Below are 25,112 nucleotides of genomic sequence, written 5' to 3' on the forward strand. Positions count from 1 at the left end.
GCCGCCGCGCCCTAGATCCGGTGCCGCTCGATGAGCTGCTTGACGATCACGTTGCGCTGGATCTCGTTGGTGCCCTCGCCGACGATCATCAGCGGGGCGTCGCGGAAGTAGCGCTCGATGTCGAACTCGGTCGAGTAGCCGGCCGCGCCGTGGATGCGGAGCGCGTTCAGCGCGATCTGCATCGCCGTCTCCGACGCGTGCAGCTTCGCCATGCCCGCCTCCATGTCGCAGCGCTCGCCCGCGTCCAGGCGCCCGGCGGCGTCGAGGGTGAGCAGCCGGGCGGCCCGGAGCTGCGTGGCCATGTCGGCGAGGTAGTTGCCGATGGACTGGTGCTGCCAGATCGGCCTGCCGAACGCCTCCCGCTCCTGGGCGTAACGCAGGGAGTCCTCCAGGGCGGCGCGGCCGACGCCCAGCGCGCGTGCCGCGACCTGGATACGGCCCACTTCGAGACCGCGCATCATCTGGGTGAAGCCGCGGCCCTCCTCGCCGCCGAGCACCGCGTCGAGCGGCGCCTCGTGGCCCTCGAACGACAGCTCGCAGCTCTCCACGCCCTTGTAGCCGAGCTTCGGCAGGTCACGGGATATGGTCAGGCCGGGGCCCGGCTCCACCAGCAGGATGCTGATGCCCCTGTGCCGCGGGGACGCGTGAGGGTCGGTCTTGCACATCAGTGCGATGAGGCCCGACATCCGCGCGTTGGTGATCCACATCTTGGCGCCGTCGATGATGTACCGGCCGCCGTCCCGCCGCGCGGTCGTGGCCATCGCCTGCAGGTCCGAGCCGCCGGACGGCTCGGTGAGCGCCATCGTCGCGCGCAGCTCGCCGGTCGCCATTCTCGGCAGGTAGCGGGCCTTCTGCTCCTCGGTGCCGAACACGGCCAGCAGGTGGGAGACGACCGTGTGCCCGCCGAACGCGCCGGCCAGGGCCATCCAGCCGCGCGCCACCTCCTCGGTGACGAGCGCGTAGCACGCTTTGGACACGCTGACGTCGCCGTACGGCTCCGGCACCGTCAGCCCGTAGACGCCCAGCTCCTTCATCCGGTCGATGAGGCGGGCGGGATAGGTGCCCGCGTGCTCCAGGTCCCGGGCGACCGGGCGGACCTCCCTGTCGACGAAGTCGGCGACGACCTCGACGATGGCGCGCTCCTCGTCGCTGAGCGTGAACACGGCGCCTCGGTCTCCCTTCCGCGCTGGTCCGAGCTCTCATATATTTTGTTTGACGATACACCCCACCTGGCAGGCGCACGGGAGACGATGACTGTGGCCCTTTCCGGTGACCGAGCCCTCGGCCGGCGCCGCCAGCTGAGCGACGAGGTGGCCGCCTACGTCCGCGACCTCATCATGTCGGGCCAGGTCGGGCACGGGGAGTTCCTCCGCCTGGAGCGGATCGCCGAGGACCTCGGGATCAGCGTCACGCCCGTCCGGGAGGCCCTGCTGTCGCTGCGCGGCGAGGGCTTCGTGACGCTGGAGCCGCGCCGCGGGTTCATGCCGGCGCCGCTGACCCGGCAGGACGTCCAGGACCTGTTCGAGGCGCAGGCGTACTTCGCCGGCGAACTGGCCGCCCGCGCCGCCGGGAAGATCACCGAGACCGAGCTGGCATCGCTCGACCGGACGCAGGCGCAGTTGGAGCGGGCTTTCGAGGCCGGGGACGCGGGCGGCGTCGAACGCGCCAACCACCAGTTCCACCGGCTGATCAACCTGTGCGCCGGATCGCCGAAGACGGCCTGGCTGCTGCAGCTCGTCGCCCGGTACGCGCCGCGCCGCTTCTACGCCGGCATCGAGGGCTGGACGAGGGCGTCGGCCGACGACCACCGTCTCGTCCTCGCCGCGCTGCGGGCCGGGGACGCCGACGCCGCACGGCAGGCGATGCGCGCCCACATCCGGCACGCGGGCACGCTGCTGGTCGTCCATCTGGAGGCGCAGGGGTTCTGGGACGCCCAGCCCGAGTGACGCGCGAGACGGAATACCGTATAGGAAATCTCCGGGAGGATGGATGGACGACCGGGTGGTCGTGGTCGCGGATCGTGACGCGACTCGCGTGATCACGCTGAACCGGCCCGAGGCGCGCAACGCGATCGACATCCCGATGCGCGAGCTGCTCCTGGAGGAACTGCTCCGTGCCGTGGACGACCCCGGCGTCCGGGCGATCGTGCTGACCGGTGCCGGCGGGACGTTCTCGGCGGGCGGCGACGTCACGTCGATGGAGGGCGCCGGCCCGGACGCGGTCGACGCCCGGCTCGCGCCCGTGCACCGGGCCGTCCGGCTCATCGCGACCTGCGGGACGCCGGTGATCGCGGCCGTCGAGGGCGCCGCGGCCGGGCTCGGGGTGTCCCTCGCCGCCGTCTGCGACCACGTGGTCGCCGCCGAGGACGCCCGGTTCGTCGCCGCGTTCGGCAAGGTCGGCCTCATCGCGGACGGCGGCCTGCTCTGGACGCTCCCGCAGCGCGTCGGCATGGGCCGCGCCAAGGAGATGCTCGTGTTCGGCCGGACGGTCCCCGCGCTCCGCGCCCACGAGATCGGCCTCGCCGACTCCCTCGCGCCGTCCGGCAAGGCCCTGGACGCCGCGCTCGGCCTGGCCGCGGAGGCCGCCGCGCTCGCCCCGCTGTCGGTCGCCGCCGCGAAGCGGCTGCTGGCCCGCGCCGACCCCGACCTGACGCGGCTGCTGGAGTCCGAGCGCGAGGAGCAGACCGCGCTGTTCGGCAGCGCCGACTTCGCCGAGGGCCGGGCCGCGTTCGCCGGGCGCCGCCCGCCGCGCTTCCAGGGCCGCTGACATCGCAGGAGGAACGGGCATGAGCAGGCTGCAGCAGACCCACGGGCTGTCGGACGAGCAGCGGGAGATCATCGCGACCGTCCGGGCGTTCGTCGACAAGGAGATCCTCCCGGTCGCCACCGCCCTGGAGCACGCCGACGAATACCCGCAGGCGATCGTGGACGGCATGCGGGAACTCGGGCTCTTCGGCCTGATGATCGATGAGGAGCACGGCGGGCTCGGGGAGTCGCTGCTCACCTACGCGCTGGTCGTGGAGGAGCTGTCGCGGGGCTGGATGAGCGTGTCCGGCATCGTCAACACCCACTTCATCGTCGCCTGGATGATCACCCACCACGGGACCGCCGAGCAGAAGGCGCACTACCTGCCGAAGATGGCGGCGGGCGAGATCCGGGGCGCGTTCTCGATGTCGGAGCCCGGCTGCGGCTCGGACGTCTCGGCCATCACGACCCGTGCCGTCCCCGACGGCGGCGACTACGTGATCGACGGGCAGAAGATGTGGCTGACCAACGGCGCCTCGGCCAACCTCGTCGCCACGCTCGTCAAGACCGACCCGGAGGCGGGCCACCGCGGCATGACCACCTTCCTCATCGACAAGACGCCCGGCTTCGGGGAGGTGGCGCCCGGCCTGACCGTCCCCGGCAAGATCGAGAAGATGGGCTACCGGGGCGTCGACACCACCGAGCTGATCTTCGACGCGTACCGCGTCCCGGCCGACCGGATCCTCGGCGGGGCGCCCGGCCGCGGCTTCTACCAGATGATGGACGGCGTGGAGGTCGGCCGCGTCAACGTGGCCGCCCGCGGCTGCGGTGTCGCGAAACGCGCCTACGAACTGGCCCTCGGCTACGCCCGGCAGCGTGAGACGTTCGGCAGGCCCATCGCCGGGCATCAGGCCGTGCTGTTCCGGCTCGCCGAGATGGCGACCAAGGTCGAGGCCGCGCACCAGATGATGGTGATGGCGGCGCGGCGCAAGGACTCCGGCGACCGCAACGACCTGGAGGCCGGCATGGCGAAGTACCTGGCCAGCGAGTACTGCAAGGAGGTGGTCGAGGACGCGTTCCGCATCCACGGCGGCTACGCCTACTCCAAGGAGTACGAGATCGAGCGCCTCTACCGGGAGGCCCCGATGCTGCTGATCGGCGAGGGCACCGCCGACATACAGAAAATGATCATCGGCCGCCGCCTCCTGGAGGACTGACCGGGATACTGCCCCTCGAAGGGATCGCGGTCGCCGTACCGGCGCGGGCGGCGGCGCCCGAACCCGCAACGAGAGGAGCGATCACTATGAGGAACCGTGAGTTCGCGGGCACCCCGGTCGGTGCCGTGGGGCTGGGCTGCATGGGCATGAGCTGGGCCTACGGCGAGTCGGAACGGGACGACGAGGCGTCGATCGCGCTGATCCGGGAGGCGCTCGACCTGGGCGTGACGTTCCTGGACACCGCGCAGCCCTACGGTGACGGCCACAACGAGTCGCTCGTCGGCCGGGCGCTGGCGGGACGCCGGGACGAGGCGGTCGTCGCGACCAAGACGGGCCTGGTGGTGGAGTCGATGGCCACCAGGAGGATCGTCCGGAACGGCCGGCCGGAGCACGTCAGGGCCTCCGCCGAAGACAGCCTGCGCCGCCTCGGCACCGACGTGATCGACCTGTACTACCTGCACCGGGTCGACCCGGAGGTGCCGCTGGCCGACACCTGGGGCGCGATGGCGGAGCTGGTCGAGGCGGGGAAGGTCCGCAGGCTGGGCCTGTCGGAGGTCAGCGTCGGGCAGGCCGCCGAGGCGCACGCGATCCACCCGGTCGCGGCGATCCAGTCGGAGCTGTCGCTGTGGACGCGTGACGCGATGGGCGCGCCCGGCGGGCTCGCCGGCACCCTGCCGGGCGACAGCGTGAGCCCCGGCCGGGGACCGGGCGACGTGGTCGGCTGGTGTGCCGCCAACGGTGTCGCGTTCGTGCCGTTCTCACCGCTCGGCCGGGGCTTCCTCACCGGGACGGTCACCTCCGCCGACTTCGAGAGCACCGACCTGCGGGTCGGCAACCCGCGCTTCCAGGAGGACGCGCTCAAGGCCAACCTGCGCATCGTGGAGGTGGTCAAGGCGGTCGCCGAGCGGCACGGCGCGACCCCGGCGCAGGTGGCGATCGCCTGGACGCTCGCGCAGGGCGACCACGTCATCCCGATCCCCGGCACCAAGAAGCGCCGCTACCTGCACGACAACGCGGGCGCCGCCGACCTGGAGCTCACCGAAGCCGATCTGGCCGACCTGGACGAGCTCCCGGCGGCCGTCGGCGGACGCTACTGACCGTCCGGGGTCATCGCCGCCCGGACGGGGCGGGCGCCTGAGCGGCCAGGGCCAGCAGGTCATCGACGCTCCAGTGGTCGGCGGCGTGCTCGCCGTACTTGGCGGCCACGAGCCGGCCGCCGGGGCCGATCAGGAAGTCGGCGGGCAGGCCGAGGCGCCCGCCGTCCGGGCGGGACTTCGGCGTCCGCGCCCGGCCCCGGGCGACCTCCCGGGTGCCGGCGGCGACCGAGCGCGCGATCGTCCACCACGCGCGCGGGTCGAGCAGCGCGCGGCGGGCGGACTCCACGCCGAACTCGGCGTACAGCCGCTTCTCCGGATCGCCGATCACGGCGAACGGGAGACCGGGGACGTGCTCGCGCAGTTCCTCGGCGGAGGAGTGGAAGACGACCACCTCGCGGATGCCCGCCGCCTCGATCTCGGCGTGCCGGCCGGTGAACGAGCGCAGGTGCAGGTTGCAGATCGGGCAGCCCGCGAACCGGCGGAACTGCAGATGGACGAGGCGGCCGGGGTCGGGGACGGTGAGCGCCGGGCCGTTGACCGGGGTCAACCGCCGCGCGGGGACGTCGGAACCGGGCGCGAGACGCATGGCTGCTCCTTTAAGCGTAAGGCGTACGCTTACGATCGTAGGTGCATGTCGTACGCTGTCAAGCGCCATGCCTCGACCACGCTCGCTCAGCACCGGGAAGCTCGCCGCGGCGGCGCTCGCCGTCATCGACCGGGACGGCCTCGCCGGGCTGTCCATGCGCGCCGTCGCCAAGGAGCTCGGCATGAGCACCATGGCGCTCTACCGGTACGTGCGCGACCGGGAGGAGCTGGAAGGGCTCGTCCTCGACCTCGTCTACGGCGGGGTCGATCCGACGCCGCCGCCCGAGGGCCCGTGGGACGCGCGGATCGAGACCATGGCCCTGCGGATGCGCGACGCGTTCGGCGCCCACGCGGCGATCGTGCCGCTGACGCTCACCCACCGGCACGCCTCGGCGGGGTCGCTGCGCTGGGGCGAGGCGGTCACCGGCATCCTCGCGGACGCGGGCATCACCGGGCCGCCCGCGGCCATCGCGCTGCGCACGCTGATCGCCTACATCGTCGGCGCGATCCAGCTGGAGCACCTCGGCCCGCTGTCGGGGGAGGGGACCGCCGTCATCGCCGCCCTGCCCGCCGGCGAGTTCCCCCACATGGCGGAGACCGCGCGGCACGCCCGCCACATCGGCCCCGACGAGGAGTTCCGCGGGGGACTGGCGGCCGTGCTGCGCGGCCTCGGCGCGGGCGCGCCCTAGCGCACCAGGAGCGACTGCTGGGCGGCGATCACCTCGGCGGCCCGCCGCACGATCCCGTCGATCAGCTCACCGCAGCTCGGAAGATCGTCGATGACGCCGACGACCTGGCCGGACGCCATCACGCCCAGGTCGGGACGCCCGTCCACCATGGCCGCCTTCAGCAGCATCGGCGTGTTCGCGGCCATCAGCACCTGCGACCACGACAGGTCCTTGCCGTGCTTCATCGCCTTCCCGTCGGCGATCATCGCGCGCCACGACATCCCGGACAGCTTCTTGAACCGGGCGCCGTTGCGCACCGCCCGGACGAGCCCGCCCACGCGTCCGGACCTCTCCAGGGTGTTGACCAGCTCGCTGCGCAGCACCCGGTGCGGCATCCCGTCCACCTGCCGCGTCACCACGGTCTCGCCGGTCTTCAGGTACACCTGCTTGACCGCGTCCGGCACCGAGCTGTCGGAGGTCAGCAGGAACCGCGTGCCCATCGCCACGCCCGCCGCCCCGTAGGCGAGCGCGGCGGCGAGCCCGCGGCCGTCGAAGAAGCCGCCGGCCGCGATGACCGGGATGTCCACCGCGTCCACCACCTGCGGCAGCAGCAGCGTCGTGGCGACGGCGCCGGTGTGGCCGCCGCCCTCGCCGCCCTGGACGAGCACGGCGTCCGCGCCCCAGCCGGCGACCTTCTCCGCGTGCCGCCGCGCGCCGACCGAGGGGATCACCACGACCCCGGCGTCCTTCAGCTTGGCGATCAGCTCCTTCCTGGGCGCGAGCGCGAACGAGGCGACCTTCACGCCCTCCTTGATCAGGAGGTCGATGCGGTCGCCCGCGTCGCCCGCGTCCGCCCGCAGGTTGACGCCGAACGGCGCGTCCGTGCGCTCCTTCACCTCGCGGATCGCGTCCGCGAGCTGGGCCGGCGTCATCGTCGCCGACGCCAGGACGCCGAGCCCGCCCGCGTTCGCCACGGCCGTGACGAGCCGCGGCCCGGCCACCCACCCCATGCCGGTCTGGACGACCGGGTGCCGCACGCCCGTCAGCCGGGTCAGCGGAGTGTCGAGCACCTGCTCCATCAGGCGGGAACCTCTCTTTCGCGCAGGCCCTTCGGGTCGAGGACCTCGCGCATGATCCGCAGCTCCTCGCCGTCCGGCAGCCGCGTCTCGGGCACCTCGTCCGGGACGGCCAGCTCGAAGCCCGTCGCCGCGCGCACATCGTCGGCGCGCACGCCGGGATGGACCGAGCGCAGCCGCATCCGCCGGTCCGGGGTCTCGAAGTCGAGCACCGCGAGGTTGGTCACCACGGCGCGGATCTCGTGCGCGCCCCGGTCCCAGCCGACGCCGCTCACCATGTCGACCTTCTCGGTGAACACCCGCGTCGAGTGCTTGGGCACCCAGTAGCTCGTCGGGTTCAGCAGCGTGTTGCCCGGCCCGCCGCGCACGCCCAGGAGCTGCCGGGACGGACGCTCCCAGTCGCCGATGCACGAGATGTTGGTGTTGCCGTGCGCGTCGATCTGGCTCGGCCCCATCACCACGTGCCGCCGTCCGTTGAGGACGAGCCACAGGTGGTCGCGGAACGGCAGCCACCCCTCGGCCGTCGCCGCCTGGGCGCCCAGCGGGACGGGCTCGGCGCTCAGCGACGGCCCGCCGTCCGTCGTGAGCAGGCCGGGCGCGAACGTCGCCCGCGCCAGCCGGGACCCCAGCATCGGCACGAACCCGGCGACCGCCGCCGCGACGATCTCCCCGTCGCCCCGGAACAGGTCCGCGCACGCCGCGGCGCACACCTCCGCGCGCGTCACATCGCTCATCGGTTCTCCTCCCGCCACACCCGGACGGCGTCCTGGTAGGCGGCCTCGTCGCCGGACAGGAAACGCTCGCGGAACCCGGCCCACTTCTCCGGGTCGGCCGCCGCCTGCGCGTAGAGCCGCTGGAACTTCTCGTCCCGCCCGAAGTCGGGCACGCAGTCGGTGAAGTGCGCCCCGTTCGGCGTCTCCACCACGCCCGCCACGTGCGACCGGCTGATCAGCATCGACTGCACCGGGCCCTCCTTGGCGAAGTCCGCGGTGTCGACGAGCCGCTCGCACGACACGTAGGTGCGGCCGGCGGCCTTGGCGAACAGGTCGTCCATGTACGGGTCGGGGCCGAGGTACTGGGCGTTGCCGCGGGCGTCGGCGCGGTTCATGTGGATCAGCGCCACGTCCATCGTCAGGGCGGGGACGGCGACCAGTTCGGTTCCGTCCTCGTACGGGGAGCGGATCGTCTTCAGCTCGGGGTTGACCCTCAGCACGTCCGAGCCGAGGCCGACCGGCGTGGGCAGGAACGGCAGCCGGTGCGCCGCCGCGTACAGCCCGAACATGAACATGCCCTCGTCGTACTCGGTCAGCTCGATCGACCCGGACTGCCGGGCCTGCCGGAAGTGCGGCTCCAGCGGGATCGAGTCCATCGTCACGAACGCGGTGACCAGCCTGCGGATCTTGCCGGCCGCGCACAGCAGCCCCACGTCCGGCCCCCCGTAGGCCACCACCGTCAGGTCGGTGACGGGGGAGCGGAGGATCGCCCGGACCAGCGCCATCGGCTTGCGCCGCGACCCCCAGCCGCCGATCCCGACCGTCATGCCGCTCTCCAGCGACCCGGCGACCTCGTCGGCCGACATGACCTTGGAACCCGGATTCATCGAGAACTCCTGAGTGTGGAGACCCCGGGCTTTAGCCCTGGGGAGGAAACACGCCCCCGCACGGTGCCGCGCCGTTCCTCGAACATGCGGGCGAACATCACAGGCGGGGCCATAGGATGTGAGGCATGGCGCGGCAGGTGAAACGGGCGTTTCGGTACCGCTTCCATCCCACAGGCGAGCAGGCGGCGGAGTTGTCGCGCACGTTCGGCTGCGCGCGCCTGGTCTACAACCGGGCGCTGGAGGAACGCACCCGCGCCTGGTACACCGAGCAGCGCCGCGTGTCCTACGTGGAGACCTCCGCGCTCCTCACCGAATGGAAGAAGACCGGGGAACTGGCGTTCCTGGGCGAGGTGTCCTCGGTGCCGTTGCAGCAGGCGCTGCGGCACCTGCAGACGGCGTTCACGAACTTCTTCGCCGAACGCGCCGCCTACCCGCGTTTCAAGTCGCGGAAGAAGTCCCGGCAGTCTGCGGAGTACACCCGCAGCGCGTTCAAGTGGCGTGGCGGCCGCCTGACGCTGGCGAAGATGTCCGAGCCGCTGGCGATCGTGTGGTCCCGGCCGCTGCCCGAGGATGCCGTGCCGTCCACGGTCACCGTCAGCCGGGACGCGGCCGGGCGCTGGTTCGTGTCCCTGCTGTGCGAGGACGCCATCGCCCGTCTCGACCCGACCGACCGGGCGGTGGGGATCGACGCCGGGATCACGTCGCTGGTGACGCTGTCGACCGGGGAGAAGGTCACCAACCCCCGGCACGAGCGCCGTGACCGCGAACGCCTTGCCAAGGCGCAGAAGGACCTGGCCCGCAAGGCCAAGGGCTCGAAGAACCGGTGCACGGCCGCTCACCGGGCCCCCTTGGCGACGAAGGCGTCGCGGTGCTCGTCGCCCGCGCCGACGAGGTTCAGCTCGAACGTGAAGCCCTGCTCGTAGCGGTAGCTGCGCTTGACGTCGACCGGGTCGATGCCGTTCAGCGACTCCTTGGCGCGCCGGATGACGTACCGGTCCTTCGCGGCGATGTTCGCGGCGACCTCCAGGGCCTTGGCGCGCAGCTCGCCGGCCGGGACGACCTCCAGGACCGAGCCGTGGTGGTGCAGTTCGTCCGCCGTGACGTTGCGGCACGTGTAGACCATCGCGCGCATCAGGTGCTGCGGGACGAGCCGGGCCAGGTGGGTGGCGGCGCCGAGGGCGCCCCGGTCCACCTCCGGAAGGCCGAAGTAGGCGTCCTGCGAGGCGATCACGATGTCGGCGTTGCCGGCCAGGCCGATCCCGCCGCCGAGGCAGAAGCCGTGCACCGCGGCGACGACCGGGACCTCGCAGTCGTAGACGGCGGCGAACGCCGCGTAACAGCCGCGGTTGGCGCCGACCAGGGCGGCGTGGCCCTCGGTGTTCTGCATCTCCTTGATGTCGACGCCCGCGTTGAAGCCCCGGCCCTCGGCCCGGAGCACGACGGCGCCGACCTCGGGATCGCGGCCCGCCGCGAGCACCGCGTCGGCCAGCTCGTACCAGCCCGCGACGGTCAGCGCGTTGACCGGCGGCGCGTCCACGACGATCTCGGCGACCCCGTCCAGGGTCGTGGTGGAGACTCCCATGCGCTACCTTTCCACCAAACATTTGTTAGAACAGACGGTAGCAGAGGCGCACGAAGGAGGCGGAATGTCACTGACGCTCGATCTGGGCGGCAGGACCGTCGTGGTCACCGGGGGCGTGCGCGGGGTCGGCGCCGGCATCAGCCGCGCCTTCCTGGCGGCGGGCGCCGAGGTCGTCGCGGTCGCCCGCCGCACGCCGCAGACGCTTCCCGAGGCGGACGGCCGGACGGCGCGGTTCGTCTCGCTGGACGTGCGCGACCCGGACGCCGCGCAGGCGTTCGCCGACGGGCTCGACCGCGTGGACGTCCTGGTCAACAACGCCGGCGGCGGGCCGTACCTGCCGGTCGCCGAGGGGGACCTGCGCACCCACCTGAAGATCATCGAGCTGAACCTCAGCTCCGCGCTGATCATGTCGCGGGCGCTGCGGCCGAAGATCCTGGAGCGCGGCGGCGGCTCGGTCATCAACATCGGCAGCGTCAGCGGGGTGCGGCCCTCGCCCGGTACCGCCGCCTACGGCGCCGCGAAGGCCGGTCTCCACAGCCTCACCCAGTCGCTGGCCGTGGAGTGGGCGCCGGACATCCGGGTCAACACGCTGATCCTCGGGATGGTCCGCACCGAACTGGCGCATCTGCACTACGGCGACGAGGAGGGCGTCGCCGCCGTGGGGCGGACCGTGCCGCTCGGCCGCCTCGCCGACCCCTACGACATCGGCGCCGCCTGCGTGTTCCTGGCCTCGGACCTGGCGTCCTACGTCACCGGCTCGTCGATGCAGGTCCACGGCGGGGGAGAGCGCCCCGCATTCCTGGACGCCGCCACCGTCAACAAGGAGGAGTCACGATGATCTGCAAGGACCGGGTGGTCGCCGTCACCGGCGCCGGGCGCGGGCTCGGCCGCGCGCACGCGCTGGAGTTCGCCCGCCAGGGCGCGCTCGTCGTCGTGAACGACCTGGGCGTCGCGCGGGACGGCACCGGGGAGGCGTCCGGCGGCCCCGCGGACGACGTCGTCCGGGAGATCGAGGCGCTCGGCGGGAAGGCGGTCGCCGACCTCGGCGACATCGCCACCGACGAGGGCGCCGCCGGGCTGGTCGCCACCGCGATCGACGCGTTCGGGCGGCTCGACACGCTCGTCAACAACGCCGGGTTCCTCCGCGACCGCATGCTGGTCAACCTGGGCGAGGACGAGTGGGACGCCGTCATGCGCGTCCACCTCAAGGGGCACTTCCTGCCGCTCAAGCACGCCGGGCGGTACTGGCGGGCCGAGAGCAAGGCGGGCCGTGCCGTGGACGCCCGTGTGGTCAACACCTCCTCCGGTGCCGGGCTGCTCGGCAGCGTCGGGCAGGGCAACTACTCCGCCGCCAAGGCCGGCATCGTCGGCCTGACCCTCGTCGCGGCCGCCGAGCTGGGCCGCTACGGCGTCACCGTCAACGCGATCGCGCCCGCCGCCCGCACCCGCATGACCGAGGAGGTCTTCGCGCAGACGATGGCCGCCCCCGCCGAGGGCGAGTTCGACGCCATGGCGCCGGAGAACGTCTCGCCGCTCGTCGTCTGGCTCGGCTCCGCCGGGTCGCGCGAGGTGACCGGACGGGTCTTCGAGGCCGAGGGCGGCAAGATCTGCGTGATGGACGCCTTCCGGCACGGTCCCACCGCCGACAAGGGCGCCCGCTGGGACCCCTCGGAGGTCGGCGACGTCGTCAAGGACCTTCTGGCCAAGGCGCCCGCCCCCGAGCCCGTCTACGGCGCCGGCTGACCCCGTCCGAGGAGGCCCGCCCGAGGGGGCGCCGCCCGCGCTCGGCCGCGAACGGAATGCGGTCGTGGCGGGCGGTGTTGTATCCGCGGGAAAAGAGATCGCCCCGCATGGGGTGTTCCGGCTACGGTGCGAAGGCTGTGGGGTGAGCGGGGCCCGGGGGGCCTGGAACCCTATCCTTGTCGATGGTTATGGGGACGAGTGTGAGATCGCCGCTCGCCGACCTGCGTGCGCGCCTGCCGGAGCTGATGCTGCGTGACGGGCACCGGCTGCGCCGCCGGATCGACGGCGTCCAGAAGATGCGCGACGCCCGCCGCCGGGCCGAGGTCGCCGAGGAGATCGCCGCCGAGATCGAGGCCGCCGAGCGGCGGGTCGAGCGGCGGCGGCTCGCCGTGCCCGCGATCACGTACCCGGCCGAGCTGCCGGTGTCGCAGAAGAAGGACGACATCCTCGCCGCGGTCCGCGACCACCAGGTCGTGATCGTCGCGGGGGAGACGGGCTCCGGCAAGACCACCCAGATCCCCAAGATCTGCCTGGAGCTGGGCCGTGGCGTCCTCGGGTCCATCGGGCACACCCAGCCGCGGCGGCTGGCGGCGCGGACGGTCGCCGACCGCATCGCCGAGGAGCTCGGCACCGAGCTCGGCGACGCCGTCGGCTACAAGGTGCGCTTCACCGACCGCTCCGGCGACGACACGCTCGTCAAGCTGATGACCGACGGCATCCTGCTCGCCGAGATCCAGACCGACCGGCTGCTGCGCCGGTACGACACGCTGATCATCGACGAGGCGCACGAGCGCAGCCTCAACATCGACTTCCTGCTCGGGTACGTCAAGGAGATCCTGCCGCGCCGGCCCGACCTCAAAGTGATCATCACCTCGGCGACGATCGATCCCGAGCGGTTCTCCGCGCACTTCGGCGACGCGCCCATCGTGGAGGTGTCGGGACGGACGTATCCGGTGGAGGTGCGGTACCGGCCCGTCGTCGACCCGGACGACCCGTCCGCCGACCCCGACCGCGACCAGATCCAGGCCATCCTCGACGCGGTGGACGAGCTGGGCCGCGAGGGGCCCGGCGACGTGCTGGTGTTCCTCAGCGGTGAGCGGGAGATCCGCGACACCGCCGAGGCGCTCACCAAGCACTTCACCCGGCGCGGGGAGGCCACCGATGTCCTGCCGCTGTACGCGCGGCTGTCGTCGGCCGAGCAGCACCGGGTGTTCCAGCCGCATCGCGGGCGCCGGATCGTCCTTGCGACCAACGTCGCCGAGACGTCGCTGACCGTCCCCGGCATCAAGTACGTCGTCGACCCGGGCACCGCCCGCATCTCCCGCTACAGCCACCGGCTGAAGGTGCAGCGGCTCCCGATCGAGCCGGTGTCTCAGGCGTCGGCGAACCAGCGCAAGGGACGCTGCGGGCGCGTGTCGGAGGGGGTCTGCGTCCGGCTGTACTCCGAGGAGGACTTCCAGGCCCGCCCCGAGTTCACCGACCCGGAGATCCTGCGCACCAACCTCGCCTCCGTCATCCTGCAGATGACCTCGCTCGGCCTCGGCGACATCGCCGCGTTCCCGTTCGTGGAGCCGCCGGACCGCCGCAACGTCAAGGCCGGCGTCGACCTGCTGCACGAGCTGGGCGCCATCGATCCGGTGGAGAAGGACCCGCGCAAGCGCCTCACCCCGCTCGGCCGCAGCCTCGCCCAGCTCCCCGTCGACCCGCGGCTGGCCCGCATGGTGCTGGAGGCCGACAAGAACGGCTGCGTGCGCGAGGTCCTGATCATCGCCTCGGCGCTGTCCATCCAGGACCCGCGCGAACGCCCCGCCGAGCACCAGCAGGCCGCCGACGAAAAGCACCGCCGGTTCGCCGACCCCACCTCCGACTTCCTGGCCTACCTGAACCTGTGGAACTACCTGCGCGAGCGGCAGCAGGAGCTGTCGGGCAGCGCGTTCCGCCGCATGTGCAAGAACGAGTTCCTGCACTTCCTGCGCGTCCGCGAATGGCAGGACCTGCACGGCCAGCTCAAGCAGGTCGCCAAGTCGCTCGGCGTCACGCTCAACACCGCCGACGCGCCGCCCGACCGCATCCACGCCTCGCTGCTCGCCGGCCTTCTCTCCCACATCGGGCTCATCGACGCAGAGAAGAAGGACAGGCAGCGCCGGGGCCAGGAGTACCTGGGCGCGCGAGGTGCGAAGTTCGCCGTGTTCCCGGGGTCGTCACTGTTCCGCAAGCCGCCGCGCTGGGTGATGTCGGCGGAGCTGGTCGAGACGTCCCGGCTGTGGGGACGTGTCAACGCCAGGATCGAGCCGGAGTGGATCGAGCCGCTGGCGCAGCACCTGGTGAAGCGCAACTACAGCGAGCCGCACTGGTCGAAGAAGCAGGCGGCCGTCATGGCGCGCGAGAAGGTCACCCTCTACGGGGTGCCGATCGTCGCCGACCGCCGCGTCAACTACGGCCGCATCGACCCCGTCCTGTCCCGCGAGCTGTTCATCCGGCACGCGCTGGTCGAGGGCGACTGGGAGACCCGTCACCGGTTCTTCCACGACAACCGCGCCCTGCTGGACGAGGTGGAGGAGCTGGAGCACCGCGCCCGGCGCCGCGACATCCTCGTCGACGACGAGACCCTCTTCGACTTCTACGACGAGCGTGTCCCCGAGGACGTCGTGTCCGGGCGGCATTTCGACTCGTGGTGGAAGAAGGCCCAGCGCACCGACCCCGACCTGCTCGGGTTCGAGAAGTCGATGCTCATCAACGAGACCGCGGGCGGGGTCAGCGAGTCCGACTACCCGGACGTGTGGAAGCAGGGCCCGCTGCGCCTGCGCCTCACCTACCAGTTCGAGCCCGGCGCCGACGCCGACGGCGTGACCGTGCACATCCCCGTCCAGGTCCTCAACCAGGTGCGGCCGGACGGGTTCGAGTGGCAGGTCCCGGGCCTGCGCGCCGAGCTGGTCACCGAGCTGATCCGGTCGCTGCCCAAGCAGCTGCGCGTCAACTTCGTCCCGGCGCCCGACTACGCCCGCAAGGTCCTCGACCGGGTCGCGCCGCGCACCGAGCCGCTGCTGGACGCCCTGGAACGCGAGCTGACCGCGATGACCGGCGTGCCCGTCGCGCGGGAGGCGTGGGACCCGTCCCGGCTGCCCGCCCATCTGCGCATCACGTTCCGCGTCGTGGACGACCGGGGCCGCACCCTCGGCGAGGGCACCGGCCTGGACGAGCTGAAACGCCGCCTCGCCGGCAAGGTGCGCGGCACGCTGGCGAAGGCCGCGTCCACGATCGAACGCTCCGGCCTCACCGAGTGGACGGTCGGGGAGCTGCCCCGCACCTATGAGCGGAAGCAGAACGGCTACGACGTCAAGGCGTACCCGGCGCTCACCGACGAGGGCGACACGGTCGCCGTGCGCATGTACGAGACGGAGGCCGAGCAGCGCCGCGCCATGTGGCTCGGCACCCGCCGGCTGATCCTGCTGAACGCGCCGTCCCCGGTGAAGCTCATCCAGGGCCGCCTGACCAACAAGGGCAAGCTCGCGCTCAGCCACAACCCGCACGGCTCCGTCGCGGCGCTGTTCGACGACTGCGTCACCGCCGCCGCCGACCGGCTCATCGCCGAGGCGGGCGGGCCCGCGTGGGACGAGGACGGCTTCCGCGCCCTCTATGATCGCGTCCGCGCCGACCTGCACGACGCGACGGCCCAGATCGTCGGGCTCGTCGAGCGCATCCTGGCCGAGGCGCACGAGGCCGACCGGCGGCTGCGCGGCACCACGAGCCTCACGCTCGTCCCGGCGCTGACCGACATCCGCGGCCGGCTCGCGGCGCTGATCCATCCGGGGTTCGTCACCGCGACGGGCTGGGCGCGGCTGCCCGACCTGCCCCGCTACCTGCGCGCCCTGCGGGTCAGGCTCGACAAGCTCCCCGAGAATCCGGGACGTGACCGGATGCTCGCGCACCAGGTCGACGTCCTGGCGCAGGAGTACGAGCAGACGCTGCGCCGCCTGCACCCGGCCCGCCGGGAGGAGGAGCCGGCCCGGCAGATCCGCTGGATGCTGGAGGAGCTGCGCGTCAGCCTCTTCGCCCAGCAGCTCGGAACCCGCTTCCCCGTCTCCGACAAGCGCATTCGCAAGGCGATGGCCCAGCTCTGACCGGAGAATGCATGATCAGCCGCCTGGTATGACTGGATCATGACATTGAGGGAGTACTACCCGCCGATCGAGCCGTACGACTCCGGCCTGCTCGACGTGGGCGACGGGAACCGGATCTACTGGGAGACCTGCGGGAACCCGGACGGCAAGCCCGCGGTGTTCCTGCACGGCGGCCCCGGCGGCGGGCTGCTCCCCGACAACCGGCGGTTCTTCGACCCGTCCGGGTACCGGATCGTGCTGTTCGACCAGCGGGGCTGTGGGCGGAGCCTCCCGCACGCGGGCGACCCGTCGGTGTCACTGGAGCACAACGTCACCCCGCGTCTGGTGGACGACATCGAGCGGCTGCGCGAGCACCTCGGCATCGAACGGTGGCTGGTGTTCGGCGGAAGCTGGGGCAGCACCCTCGCGCTCGCCTACGCGCAGGCACATCCGGACCGTGTCACCGAGATCGTGCTGCGCGGCGTCTACCTCGTCCGCCCGCCCGACGAGGCATGGGCGTTCACGCCGGCCGGCGCGGCGCACCTGTTCCCGGCCGAGTGGGCGGCGTTCCGGGACGCGATCCCGCCCGCCGAGCAGGACGACCTGCTCACCGCCTACGGCCGCCGGATCGAGGACCCCGACCCGGCGGTGCACATGCCGGCGGCCCGCGCCTGGGTCGCCTGGGAGCTGGCCGCGAACACGCTCCGGCCCGTCCCGCCGCCGGATCTGGACGACGCCACGGTCCTCACGTTCGCCCGCATCACGTACCACTACATCTCCAACCGCGGCTTCCTTCCCGAGGAGGGGCTGCTCGCGGGCGTCGACCGCATCCGCCACATCCCCGCCGTGATCGTCAACGGCCGCTACGACATCAAGACGCCGCCGGACCAGGCGTGGGATCTGCACCGGGCGTGGCCCGAAGCGGAGTTCCACATCGCTGAGGACGCCGGGCACGGCGGCTCCGAGCCGGGCAACCGCGACCGGCTCATCGAGGCCACCGACCGCTTCGCCGCCCGCTGAACGACGACGTGGGCACCCCCACATCTGCCTCCCAATTCACTGCAGTGACGTGGACTAGTGCGTATGGTTCATTCCATGCCTAACAGCGAAGAGCGCGACAACAGCGGCCCCGAGGGGACGGCCGCGGCTCCAGGGGGCGCGGTCGTCGAGGGCGCGGTCGCCGGCATCACGGGGGACAGCGGGACGGGGCCGGGGGAGACGGCCGTCGCCCGCATGGGAGACCCGGTCACGGTGTGGCCGTGCGCGAACTGCGGACGACCCGTCCCGCAGCCCGTGGGGGCGGTCCGCGCCATCCGGTACTGCCAGGACAACGACGGCGCCTGCGCCCGCGAGGCCCGCGAGCGCCGCGACCGGGGCCGGGACGCGCCGGGCCTCACCGGGCAGGTCGCCTCGGCCTGGGAGATGGTCGAGCGGCTGGAGAAGGCCGCCGACGCGCTCGCCGACTCGCTGACCTCCGAGCTGAGCGTCGCCGGCGTCGAGCGGCGCGTCGCCGAGGTCCGCGCGGAGGCCGCCCGTGAGCTCGCCATCGCGCAGAGCGAGCGCGACGCCTCGCAGCGCCGGGCCGAGGAGGCGTGGCAGGAGGCGTCCACGGCCCGCAAACGCGCGGCGGACGCCGAGCGGGACGCCGCCCGCGCCCGGGAGGAGGCCAATCTCGCCACCGCCAAGCGCGACGCCGCGCAGCAGGCGTGGGAGGAGGCGCACCAGGTCGCGCAGCAGTCGATGACGGCGAAGCTCGCCGCCGAGAGCGAACGCGACCGCGTCGCCGCGCGCGAGACCGAGCTGCTCGCCGCGCTGGAGGCGGCGCGGGCCGAGCTCGTCGCCCTGCACGCCAAGCTCGCCGAGGCCGAAGGCGCCGCCGAGGCGCAGCGCGTGGAGGCCGCCGTCGCCAAGCAGGGTGCCGAGGATCTCCGCAACGCCATGCGCGACGCCGAGGCGCAGCGGCAGCGCGCCATGCAGGCCGCCAGCAAGGCCGAGGCCGAGCGCACCGCCGCGCTGCGCGCCCAGTCCGAGGCGGAGGCGGAGGTCGTGCGCGGCAACGCGCGCGCCGAGGAGGCCGCCAAGGAGCGCGACGCCGCCCAGGTGCAGGCCAAGGCCGCGACCGCGGAGCGGGACGAGCTGACCGGCAAGCTCAGCGATCAGGCGGTGCAGCTGCGGCAGCTGGCGCAGTCGGTCGCCGAGCAGCAGGCCGCGCTCAAAGCCCTCGCCGAGGAGCGCGACGCCGCCCGCGCCGAAGCCGACCGCGCCCGCCGCCAGATCGACCAGTTCACGCACAACACGCTGGCGTCCCACATTCCGCCGGGCGGCCGGATGGCGGGCGGTGGCACCCCGGTGCCCCCGCCGGGCATGCCGCACGGCACGGGCCCCCAGCCCGCCGGCATGCCCCCCGGACCGCCGCCGATCGGCGGCCTGGCCCCGGCCCCGCCCGGTTCGCCGATGCCGCTCGGAGTGCCCCTCCCGAACGGGAAGCAGGGCTCCGGTACGGGCGGCCACCAGATGCCGGGCATGCCGGGCGGCGACGCGCAGAACCACGACCGCCCGGTGAACGGCGTGGACCGGGAGGACCCCCTCTTCGCCGGCCCCTGATCGCCGCGCGCCCGGGCGGGCCGCCCGCCCGGGCTCAGCCGTACCTGACGGCCAGGAAGAACGCCAGCGCCGCCGTCCCGGTGACCACCAGCATGTGGCCGCGTTCCCGCACCGCCGCGCGCCGCAGCGTGGCGATCCGCCGGCGGCCGAGCCGCAGATCCGTGACGTTGCGGCGCGCCCGCTCCCAGTGCATCCCCGTGTAGATCGCGAGGGCCGCGAGCGCGAGGATGAGTAATCCGTCTCCGCTCATGAGTTCTGCCTCCGTATTCGCGGAAGCTCAGATTCAACAGCGGATTCGGCCGGGGCGACAGCGTCGGGCGACACATTTCCGCGATCCACCCGGAGCCGGAACGGCCGCCCGGCCGGGTTCAGCGCCCGAACGCCGCGGGGTCGACCTCGATCCAGATCTGCTCGGCGCGGCCCAGCAGCCGCCCGTCCGCCCCGTACAAGGCCGTCGCCGCATGCATCTTGCGACCTTCGCGGCTGCGCGCGAACCCCGTCACGACGCACTGCTCGCCGGCCTCCGGCACGTCCATGACCTGCGCGGTCATGGTGCCGAGCACCGCCGGGCGGCCCGCTATGTCGAACGACCACCCGCCCGGGCAGTCGAGCGCCGCCCACACCAGCTCCCGCTCGGGTACCTGCTCGGGCACCCACGGCGCCGCAACGGTGCCATCGGCGACCGGCCCCGGTTCGAGCCGCAGCCCGTCGCCCGGCTCACGGTCGAGTCCGCACACGAAGCAGCCCGGGAACGGATGGTTCTCCGCCGCCCGGTACTTCTCCGCCGCCTCCAGCGCCCGCTCGAACGGGACCGGCGCGATCGGCGGCACGACGATCGCCCCCGCGATCGCCTCCGCGATCAGCCGTTCCCCGTCCCAGAGCCGCACGCTGTGCCCGCGCTCGTCCTCCACCGTGACGACCAGCTCGGTCTCCAGCGGCGGCGGCTGCCGCAGCGTCACCGTCACCGTGTCGATCGGCACCCGCCCCGCGAGGCGCCCCGCCACATAACCCCCGTTCCCCGACCCGTCCGGGCCGTGGAACCGTCTGTCAACGATCACCTGCGTTCCCCCGTAATCCCACTCACCACACAAAACGGGACCGATCCTAATGACCCGCACTGACATCCTGCCCCCGGGGGGTAGTCCGCCCCCGACGGTTCAAAGCCCGGCCACGGTCACGGGCCAGGCGTCCGGAGGGAGTTGCGGGGTAGCCCTGGGCTGACACTTCCCCCTGGGCTCACACTGCCCGGGAGGGCTGGGGGCGGCCGGGGCGGGTGGTGAAGAAGACCGAGAGGGAGCCCTGGAGGCGGGCGCGGGCGGTGTCCTCGTCGACGGGGCCGTCCGCCGGGACAGGGGTGTGGGCCAGGGCACGGGTGATGAGGAGGTCGATGTTGCGGTCGGCGACGAGGACGGAGCACGTGTCGCACGCGTACCACGGATAGAGCATGTTGAGGACGGCCACGGCGGTGTCGTCGTCCGAGAGGTCGGTGGTGTCGAGTTCGACCTCGAACATGTCGGTGTCGTCGGGGTCGAGCGTGGGGTAGTAGAGCCAGCTCGGCCCGGTCGCACCGCAGAAGTCGCAGCCCGGTTCGTGCGGGGCGGGCTCGCCGATCGCCAGTTCCAGCTCGTGGTCCCACGGCTCCACCCGCCGGTTGTGGCGGTAGCCGACGCCGTCGAGGGACCCTTCGCGGTTGTGCGTCACGTCGTGCACCTCGCCGCCGCAGCGAGCGCACATGAGGCCGATGTCCTCCATGTCTCTCCCCTGATCGCTGAGGCACCGGATCTCACAGTATCCGTCCGGATGCCGCACTCGAACCCGGTGCCGGCCCTCCGGTACGTTGAAGATCGTCACAGGCGCATCCGTCCCGGCGATCCCGGTTCTCCGCGTCCCCGCATGCCGCACCCTCCCGCGTGCCCCAAGCCGAGTTCTCGAACGGGAGGCCCCGTGTCCGACATCGTGCTGAACGCCGACAAGATCGATCTGGTCCGTGCGCGGCGGCTCCTGCTCGACCGCGTCACGATGACGGTGCTGCGCGGCGAGCACTGGGCGCTGATCGGCCCGAACGGCGCCGGGAAGAGCACACTGCTCGGCATCCTCGGCGCGTACGTCCATCCGACCCGCGGGACGGCGGAGATCCTCGGGCGGCGGCTCGGCCGGGTGGACGTCCACCACCTGCGCACGCTGATCGGGCAGGTCAACCCGCGGCATCCGCTGGAGTCGGCGCGGACCGTCCGGGAGATCGTCCTGACGGGCGTGACGGGCACGATCGAACTGGTCCCGCGCTGGACGCCCACCGGCGGCGACCTGCGCCGCGCCGGCGAGCTGATCGACCTGCTGGGGTTGACGGCGCGGGCGGACGCCCGCTGGCCGACGCTGTCGCAGGGGGAGCGGGGACGGACGCTGATCGCGCGGGCGCTGATGCCCGATCCGCCGCTGCTGCTGCTCGACGAGCCCGCGACCGGCCTGGATCTCGCCGCCCGCGAACGGCTGCTGGCGAGCCTCGACCGGCTGCGCACCGACCGTCCCGATCTGACGACCGTGCTGGTCACGCACCATCTGGAGGAGCTGCCGGTCAGCACCAGCCACGCGCTGCTGCTGCGGGAGGGGCGGGTGCTCGCGGCGGGCCCGGCCGGCGAGGTCCTCACGACCGGGCTCGTCAGCGCGTGCTTCGACCACCCGATCACGATCACCCGGCACAACGGCCGCTGGGCCGCGACCGCCGGACCGGCCTAGCCGGCCGCCACCCGGTGCCCGGCGAGACGGGCGAGGACCGACTGGTTCGCCTCCCACCCGTCCGGGAACTTCACCGGTACGCCGAGGTGCACCGGCTCGGCGGACGGGTGCGCGTCCAGAAGTTCGGGAATGCCCGCCCGCGCCACCACCACGCACGCGTGCCGGTGCCGTGACGTGAGCACGCACAGCCGCCCCGACTCCAGGTGGAAGGCGGTCGCGTCGCGGCGCCCCGACAGCGGGTGCAGGACGACCGTCACGTCGTACTCGCGGCCCTGCAGCCGGTTCGCGGTGTCGACGGTGATCCCGGCGCCGTGCGGGCCGAGCGCGGCGCGGATCGCGGCGACCTGGTCGCGGTGTGCGGCGCCGATCGCGACGCGTGCCGCGTCCACCGGCGCCGAGCCCTGCTCGGAGTGCGCGACGGGCCCGCGCTGCAGCAGCCGGACGGCGAGCGCCGCGGTCGCGCGGACGGCTTCGGCGTCGGTCCGCAGCGTGTGCCGGGCCGGAAGCTCGTAGAGGGCCCAGCCGGTGGCGGCGGCCTCTTCGAGCGCGTGGTCGTAGGCGGTGCCCATGCCGCGCGCCCCGAACTCCAGCCGCCGGTCGCCCGGCCCCGTCCCGGCGCGGAACCCGGTGAACGGGTAGAACGCGTCCGACACGACGGGCGCGGCCGACGCGGGCAGCCGCCACGACACCGGCAGCCGGTGCACGGGCAGCTCCGGGTTGTGCGCCAGCAGGACCGACACGGCGCTGCGCATCGGGTCCCAGGTGAGGCCCGCCCAGCGTTCGACCTCGACCGTGGAGAACGGGTCGAGCTGGCCGGGGTCGCCGACGAACAGCGCCCGCTCGAACCGCGCGGCGATCCGCAGCAGCATGTCCGAGCGCATCTGGTACGCCTCGTCGACGATCGCCCACGGCCACGACCCGTCCTGCAGCGTCGCCCACTTCGCGGCCGTCGCGATCACGATGGCGTGCTCGGCCAGGTCGCCGGCCTGCTGCGCGACCCGCACCGCCGGATGCGCCAGGACCCGCTCGGACGGGACGTACCCCGACGCCGACAGCCGCCCGAGGGTGAGCCGCGGGTGCTTCCCGGCGATCCGCTCGATGAGGTCGTCGACCTGCTCGTTCGTCTGCGCCACGATCATCAGCCGCTCACCGGCCCCGGCCAGGTGCGCGGCCGCGCGCACGACCAGCGTCGACTTGCCCGCGCCCGGCGGCGAGTCGACCACCACCCCGCGATGCCCGCCGCCGAGATCGGCGAGGACGTCGCCGACGACCCGCGAGGCCGCCTCCGCCGGGCCGGGAGCCTCCGCCGCCACCAGATGGCGGCCCGCGTGCCGGGTCACGACCATTCCTCCGCGGCGTCCTCGTCGGTCGGCACGTACTCGCCGGGCGGCCCGCCGTGCGTCCACGGCGTGTCCTCGCGGTCGGGGAACCGCGCCGCGCCGAACGAGCCCTCGGTCAGCGAGGTGAAGCACACCCGGTCGCCCGCCGCCGGGACGACACCCGGCTCGGGGGTGAGCCTGCGGCCCATCCCGCCGGTCAGCTCCAGCAGCACCGACCCGTCACCGATCTCCACGATCCTCCCCTTGAGCGCGGGCCGTGCCGCGTCGCAGACGGCCGTCCCGATGTCCAGCCGCACCGGGTCCCGCGTGCCGACCCGCAGCAGGGGGCGCAGCTTCGGGCGCCGGCCCGTCTCGTCCAGGCGGGTGGGGTCGCACTCGGTGACCGTCCCGCCGAACGCCTGGCCGGCCAGCCGGTGCTCGGCCATGACCAGCGGGTCGTCGAACGCGCGCTGCGCGTCGTAGGCGTCCTGCGCGCGTTCGAGGTCGTGCAGCCGCCGCGCCGCCCGGACCGGCGGGTCGCGGCGCGCCTGCGGATACGCCTCACCGAACGTCTGGTGGTAGTAGGTGAAGGCGTCCCGGTCGCGTTCCCAGCGGCGCGGCACGCTCGCGCCCTCCGGCAGCGTGCGGAGCAGCGCGACGGCCCGCCACATCAGGTCCCACGTCGGGGTGAGCTGGTCGGCGAGGACGCTCCGGAGGCGCTCCTCGGCGCGGGAGCCCGGCCCCGACCGGTCGTAGGCGGCGATCGCGGGCGCGAGGACCTCGTTGTCGAACGTCGGGTCGGTCGCGGGGCCCGCCGGCGGGCAGATCACCGGGTCCTCGGCACGGGCCGCCGCGGCGGGGCCGTCCATGCCGTCCGGCGGGTCGATCCAGCCCAGCAGCGCCGCGAGGTTGCCGTCCTCCAGCGAACTCTGGCCCGTCGCCCAGTGCAGCCGCAGCGTCTCCGTCATCGCCTGCAGCAGCGACGAGCCGGGGTGGTCGTGCCGTTCGGTGAACCAGGTCAGCCACCGGCCGAGCACCGGCACCGCGGGGCCGACCGCGTACGGGCCCTCGGTGCTGCGGAACCGCGTCGACCGCCCCATCAGCCGCAGGAACGCGACGCCGCCCCGGTTCGGGACGAGCAGCTGCGGCGCGTCCCCGTACCGGATCCGCTCCTCGCCCTCCTTGCCGGGCGGCAGCTCCTCCACCGCGCCCCGGCTCGTCTCGATGTGGTTGAGGACGAGCTTGGCGAAGGCGGCGGCGAACGCGAACCGCAGATCCCGGTTGCGCGGCTGCGGCACGACCAGCAGTGCGGGATCGTCCGGTGTGCTCCCGGCCATGACGGCCAGCGGTGCCGCCGCTTCTCCGGCGAGCTTCAACGGGACGAGCACCAGCGGCGCGTCCGCGAGGTGACAGTGCCGTACGGTCGCGAGCGGCTGCGCGATCCCGGCGGCCGCCGCCTGCAGCCGCGCGAGCGAGGACAGTGCGCTCATCGACGGCTCACGCGGCCCCGTGCAGGGCCTCGGCGCGCAGGCGGCCGGCGGCGCGCAGCCGCTCGGCCGTCTCGGCGAGGTCGTCGGACGGCGTCAGCGAGCCGTCCGCCAGCGCCAGCGCGGTCGCGATCGTGTCGATGCCGCCCAGGTCGTCGCGGACGGACCGGCCCAGCGCGCCCGTGGCGCCGCAGGACCGCGCCTCGTCCCGGCAGAACAGCGCCATCTCGCAGCCCGACATGCACTCGGGCGCGTACCGTGCCTCGACCGCGCGTACGGATGCCGCGAGCGTCTCGCCCGGCGCGAACGTCAGGCCGCCCGGCAGCTCCGCCAGCAGCGCGTCCACGCGGGTGAGGCGGGCGAGCTGCCGTTCGAGGACGGCGAGCTGCGGCCGCACGTCCAGCGGCGTCGCCGTCGGACGGTTGGAGAAGTTCTCCGGGCAGACCAGGAACACCTCGTGCGACACCCGCGCCGGGTCGTGCCCCAGCTCCGCCGCCAGCCGGCGCAGCGCCAGCACGTACACCGCCGACTGGCGGGCCGCCGCGGCGACCTGCTCC

22 protein-coding genes and 2 pseudogenes are annotated in these 25,112 nt (G+C 73.2%); 12 read left to right on the plus strand and 12 right to left on the minus strand.

The window, feature by feature from the left end; genetic code table 11:
- Window positions 1-11: 11 nt before the first annotated feature.
- A complete protein-coding gene (locus AF1_RS16045) occupies window positions 12-1,163 on the minus strand; it encodes an acyl-CoA dehydrogenase family protein (RefSeq protein WP_067799042.1) in 1,152 nt (383 codons plus the stop codon).
- A gap of 87 nt (window positions 1,164-1,250) precedes the next feature.
- On the opposite strand from AF1_RS16045, the gene AF1_RS16050 reads away from it, so the two are divergent.
- The 4 genes from AF1_RS16050 to AF1_RS16065 all read left to right on the plus strand — a co-directional run bounded on the left by AF1_RS16050 (window position 1,251) and on the right by AF1_RS16065 (window position 5,058).
- The gene (locus AF1_RS16050; RefSeq protein WP_067799044.1) at window positions 1,251-1,946 is read left to right on the plus strand and encodes a GntR family transcriptional regulator; all 696 of its coding nucleotides are present in this window, start codon (window positions 1,251-1,253) and stop codon (window positions 1,944-1,946) included.
- A 43-nt stretch (window positions 1,947-1,989) separates the two neighbouring features.
- A complete protein-coding gene (locus AF1_RS16055; protein ID WP_067799057.1) occupies window positions 1,990-2,766 on the plus strand; it encodes an enoyl-CoA hydratase/isomerase family protein in 777 nt (258 codons plus the stop codon).
- A 19-nt stretch (window positions 2,767-2,785) separates the two neighbouring features.
- Window positions 2,786-3,961 carry an acyl-CoA dehydrogenase family protein gene (locus AF1_RS16060; protein ID WP_067799061.1) on the plus strand — a complete coding sequence of 392 codons (1,176 nt, stop codon included), beginning with the start codon at window positions 2,786-2,788 and terminating at the stop codon, window positions 3,959-3,961.
- Between the two features lie 86 nt (window positions 3,962-4,047).
- Window positions 4,048-5,058 (plus strand): aldo/keto reductase, encoded by a 1,011-nt coding sequence (locus AF1_RS16065; RefSeq protein ID WP_067799063.1) that lies wholly within the window; start codon window positions 4,048-4,050, stop codon window positions 5,056-5,058.
- 10 nt (window positions 5,059-5,068) lie between these two features.
- Here AF1_RS16065 and AF1_RS16070 read toward each other — a convergent pair whose 3' ends face one another.
- A complete protein-coding gene (locus AF1_RS16070; RefSeq protein WP_067799066.1) occupies window positions 5,069-5,644 on the minus strand; it encodes a peroxiredoxin-like family protein in 576 nt (191 codons plus the stop codon).
- A 67-nt stretch (window positions 5,645-5,711) separates the two neighbouring features.
- Between AF1_RS16070 and AF1_RS16075 the strand changes: the two genes are divergently transcribed.
- Window positions 5,712-6,332 (plus strand): TetR/AcrR family transcriptional regulator, encoded by a 621-nt coding sequence (locus AF1_RS16075; protein WP_067799069.1) that lies wholly within the window; start codon window positions 5,712-5,714, stop codon window positions 6,330-6,332.
- On the opposite strand, the gene AF1_RS16080 is transcribed toward AF1_RS16075, so the two are convergent.
- Genes AF1_RS16080 through AF1_RS16090 form a run of 3 tightly spaced genes read right to left on the minus strand, consistent with a single transcriptional unit; the run spans window position 6,329 to window position 8,987 of the window.
- Window positions 6,329-7,390 carry an NAD(P)H-dependent flavin oxidoreductase gene (locus AF1_RS16080; protein ID WP_067799072.1) on the minus strand — a complete coding sequence of 354 codons (1,062 nt, stop codon included), beginning with the start codon at window positions 7,388-7,390 and terminating at the stop codon, window positions 6,329-6,331. The genes AF1_RS16075 and AF1_RS16080 overlap by 4 nt on opposite strands.
- Window positions 7,390-8,121 carry a CoA-transferase subunit beta gene (locus AF1_RS16085; RefSeq protein ID WP_067799075.1) on the minus strand — a complete coding sequence of 244 codons (732 nt, stop codon included), beginning with the start codon at window positions 8,119-8,121 and terminating at the stop codon, window positions 7,390-7,392. The genes AF1_RS16080 and AF1_RS16085 overlap by 1 nt, the downstream gene beginning before the upstream one ends.
- Window positions 8,118-8,987, minus strand: a complete 870-nt coding sequence (locus AF1_RS16090; RefSeq protein ID WP_067799078.1) for a CoA transferase subunit A — start codon at window positions 8,985-8,987, stop codon at window positions 8,118-8,120. Before AF1_RS16090 ends, AF1_RS16085 begins: the two co-directional genes overlap by 4 nt.
- A 125-nt stretch (window positions 8,988-9,112) precedes the next feature.
- Between AF1_RS16090 and AF1_RS16095 the strand changes: the two are divergent.
- Window positions 9,113-9,811 (plus strand): annotated as a pseudogene (locus tag AF1_RS16095) (RNA-guided endonuclease InsQ/TnpB family protein); the annotation flags it as partial.
- A gap of 11 nt (window positions 9,812-9,822) precedes the next feature.
- Here the strand turns inward: AF1_RS16095 and AF1_RS16100 are convergent.
- Window positions 9,823-10,569: an enoyl-CoA hydratase family protein gene (locus AF1_RS16100; protein WP_067799081.1), complete on the minus strand. Its 747-nt coding sequence runs from the start codon at window positions 10,567-10,569 to the stop codon at window positions 9,823-9,825.
- A gap of 64 nt (window positions 10,570-10,633) precedes the next feature.
- Here AF1_RS16100 and AF1_RS16105 point away from each other — a divergent pair, with 64 nt between their 5' ends.
- The 5 genes from AF1_RS16105 to AF1_RS16125 all read left to right on the plus strand — a co-directional run bounded on the left by AF1_RS16105 (window position 10,634) and on the right by AF1_RS16125 (window position 19,016).
- Window positions 10,634-11,407, plus strand: a complete 774-nt coding sequence (locus AF1_RS16105; RefSeq protein ID WP_067799084.1) for an SDR family oxidoreductase — start codon at window positions 10,634-10,636, stop codon at window positions 11,405-11,407.
- Window positions 11,404-12,312, plus strand: coding sequence for an SDR family oxidoreductase (locus AF1_RS16110; protein ID WP_067799086.1), 909 nt, complete (start codon window positions 11,404-11,406; stop codon window positions 12,310-12,312). Before AF1_RS16105 ends, AF1_RS16110 begins: the two co-directional genes overlap by 4 nt.
- A gap of 188 nt (window positions 12,313-12,500) precedes the next feature.
- A complete protein-coding gene (gene hrpA, locus AF1_RS16115; protein ID WP_067799089.1) occupies window positions 12,501-16,433 on the plus strand; it encodes an ATP-dependent RNA helicase HrpA in 3,933 nt (1,310 codons plus the stop codon).
- Between the two features lie 45 nt (window positions 16,434-16,478).
- A complete protein-coding gene (gene pip, locus AF1_RS16120) occupies window positions 16,479-17,432 on the plus strand; it encodes a prolyl aminopeptidase (protein WP_067799092.1) in 954 nt (317 codons plus the stop codon).
- Between the two features lie 75 nt (window positions 17,433-17,507).
- The gene (locus AF1_RS16125) at window positions 17,508-19,016 is read left to right on the plus strand and encodes a coiled-coil domain-containing protein (RefSeq protein ID WP_067799095.1); all 1,509 of its coding nucleotides are present in this window, start codon (window positions 17,508-17,510) and stop codon (window positions 19,014-19,016) included.
- A gap of 34 nt (window positions 19,017-19,050) precedes the next feature.
- On the opposite strand, the gene AF1_RS16130 is transcribed toward AF1_RS16125, so the two are convergent.
- The 3 genes from AF1_RS16130 to AF1_RS16140 all read right to left on the minus strand — a co-directional run bounded on the left by AF1_RS16130 (window position 19,051) and on the right by AF1_RS16140 (window position 20,768).
- Window positions 19,051-19,266: a hypothetical protein gene (locus AF1_RS16130; protein WP_067799100.1), complete on the minus strand. Its 216-nt coding sequence runs from the start codon at window positions 19,264-19,266 to the stop codon at window positions 19,051-19,053.
- Between the two features lie 118 nt (window positions 19,267-19,384).
- Entirely contained in the window at window positions 19,385-20,074 is a 690-nt protein-coding gene (locus AF1_RS16135; protein ID WP_067799102.1) for a hypothetical protein, read from the minus strand.
- A 178-nt stretch (window positions 20,075-20,252) separates the two neighbouring features.
- Window positions 20,253-20,768 (minus strand): hypothetical protein, encoded by a 516-nt coding sequence (locus AF1_RS16140; protein WP_067799105.1) that lies wholly within the window; start codon window positions 20,766-20,768, stop codon window positions 20,253-20,255.
- Between the two features lie 192 nt (window positions 20,769-20,960).
- Here AF1_RS16140 and AF1_RS16145 point away from each other — a divergent pair, with 192 nt between their 5' ends.
- Window positions 20,961-21,749, plus strand: coding sequence for an ABC transporter ATP-binding protein (locus AF1_RS16145; protein ID WP_242608750.1), 789 nt, complete (start codon window positions 20,961-20,963; stop codon window positions 21,747-21,749).
- On the opposite strand, the gene AF1_RS16150 is transcribed toward AF1_RS16145, so the two are convergent.
- The 3 genes and pseudogenes from AF1_RS16150 to AF1_RS35160 all read right to left on the minus strand — a co-directional run.
- Window positions 21,746-23,089, minus strand: coding sequence for an AAA family ATPase (locus AF1_RS16150; protein ID WP_242608749.1), 1,344 nt, complete (start codon window positions 23,087-23,089; stop codon window positions 21,746-21,748). The genes AF1_RS16145 and AF1_RS16150 overlap by 4 nt on opposite strands.
- Window positions 23,086-24,558, minus strand: coding sequence for a hypothetical protein (locus tag AF1_RS16155; protein ID WP_067799108.1), 1,473 nt, complete (start codon window positions 24,556-24,558; stop codon window positions 23,086-23,088). The genes AF1_RS16150 and AF1_RS16155 overlap by 4 nt, the downstream gene beginning before the upstream one ends.
- A gap of 7 nt (window positions 24,559-24,565) precedes the next feature.
- Window positions 24,566-25,112 (minus strand): annotated as a pseudogene (locus AF1_RS35160) (hypothetical protein); the annotation flags it as partial.

The organism is Actinomadura formosensis NBRC 14204, from assembly GCF_001552155.1.
Lineage (GTDB): Bacteria > Actinomycetota > Actinomycetes > Streptosporangiales > Streptosporangiaceae > Spirillospora > Spirillospora formosensis.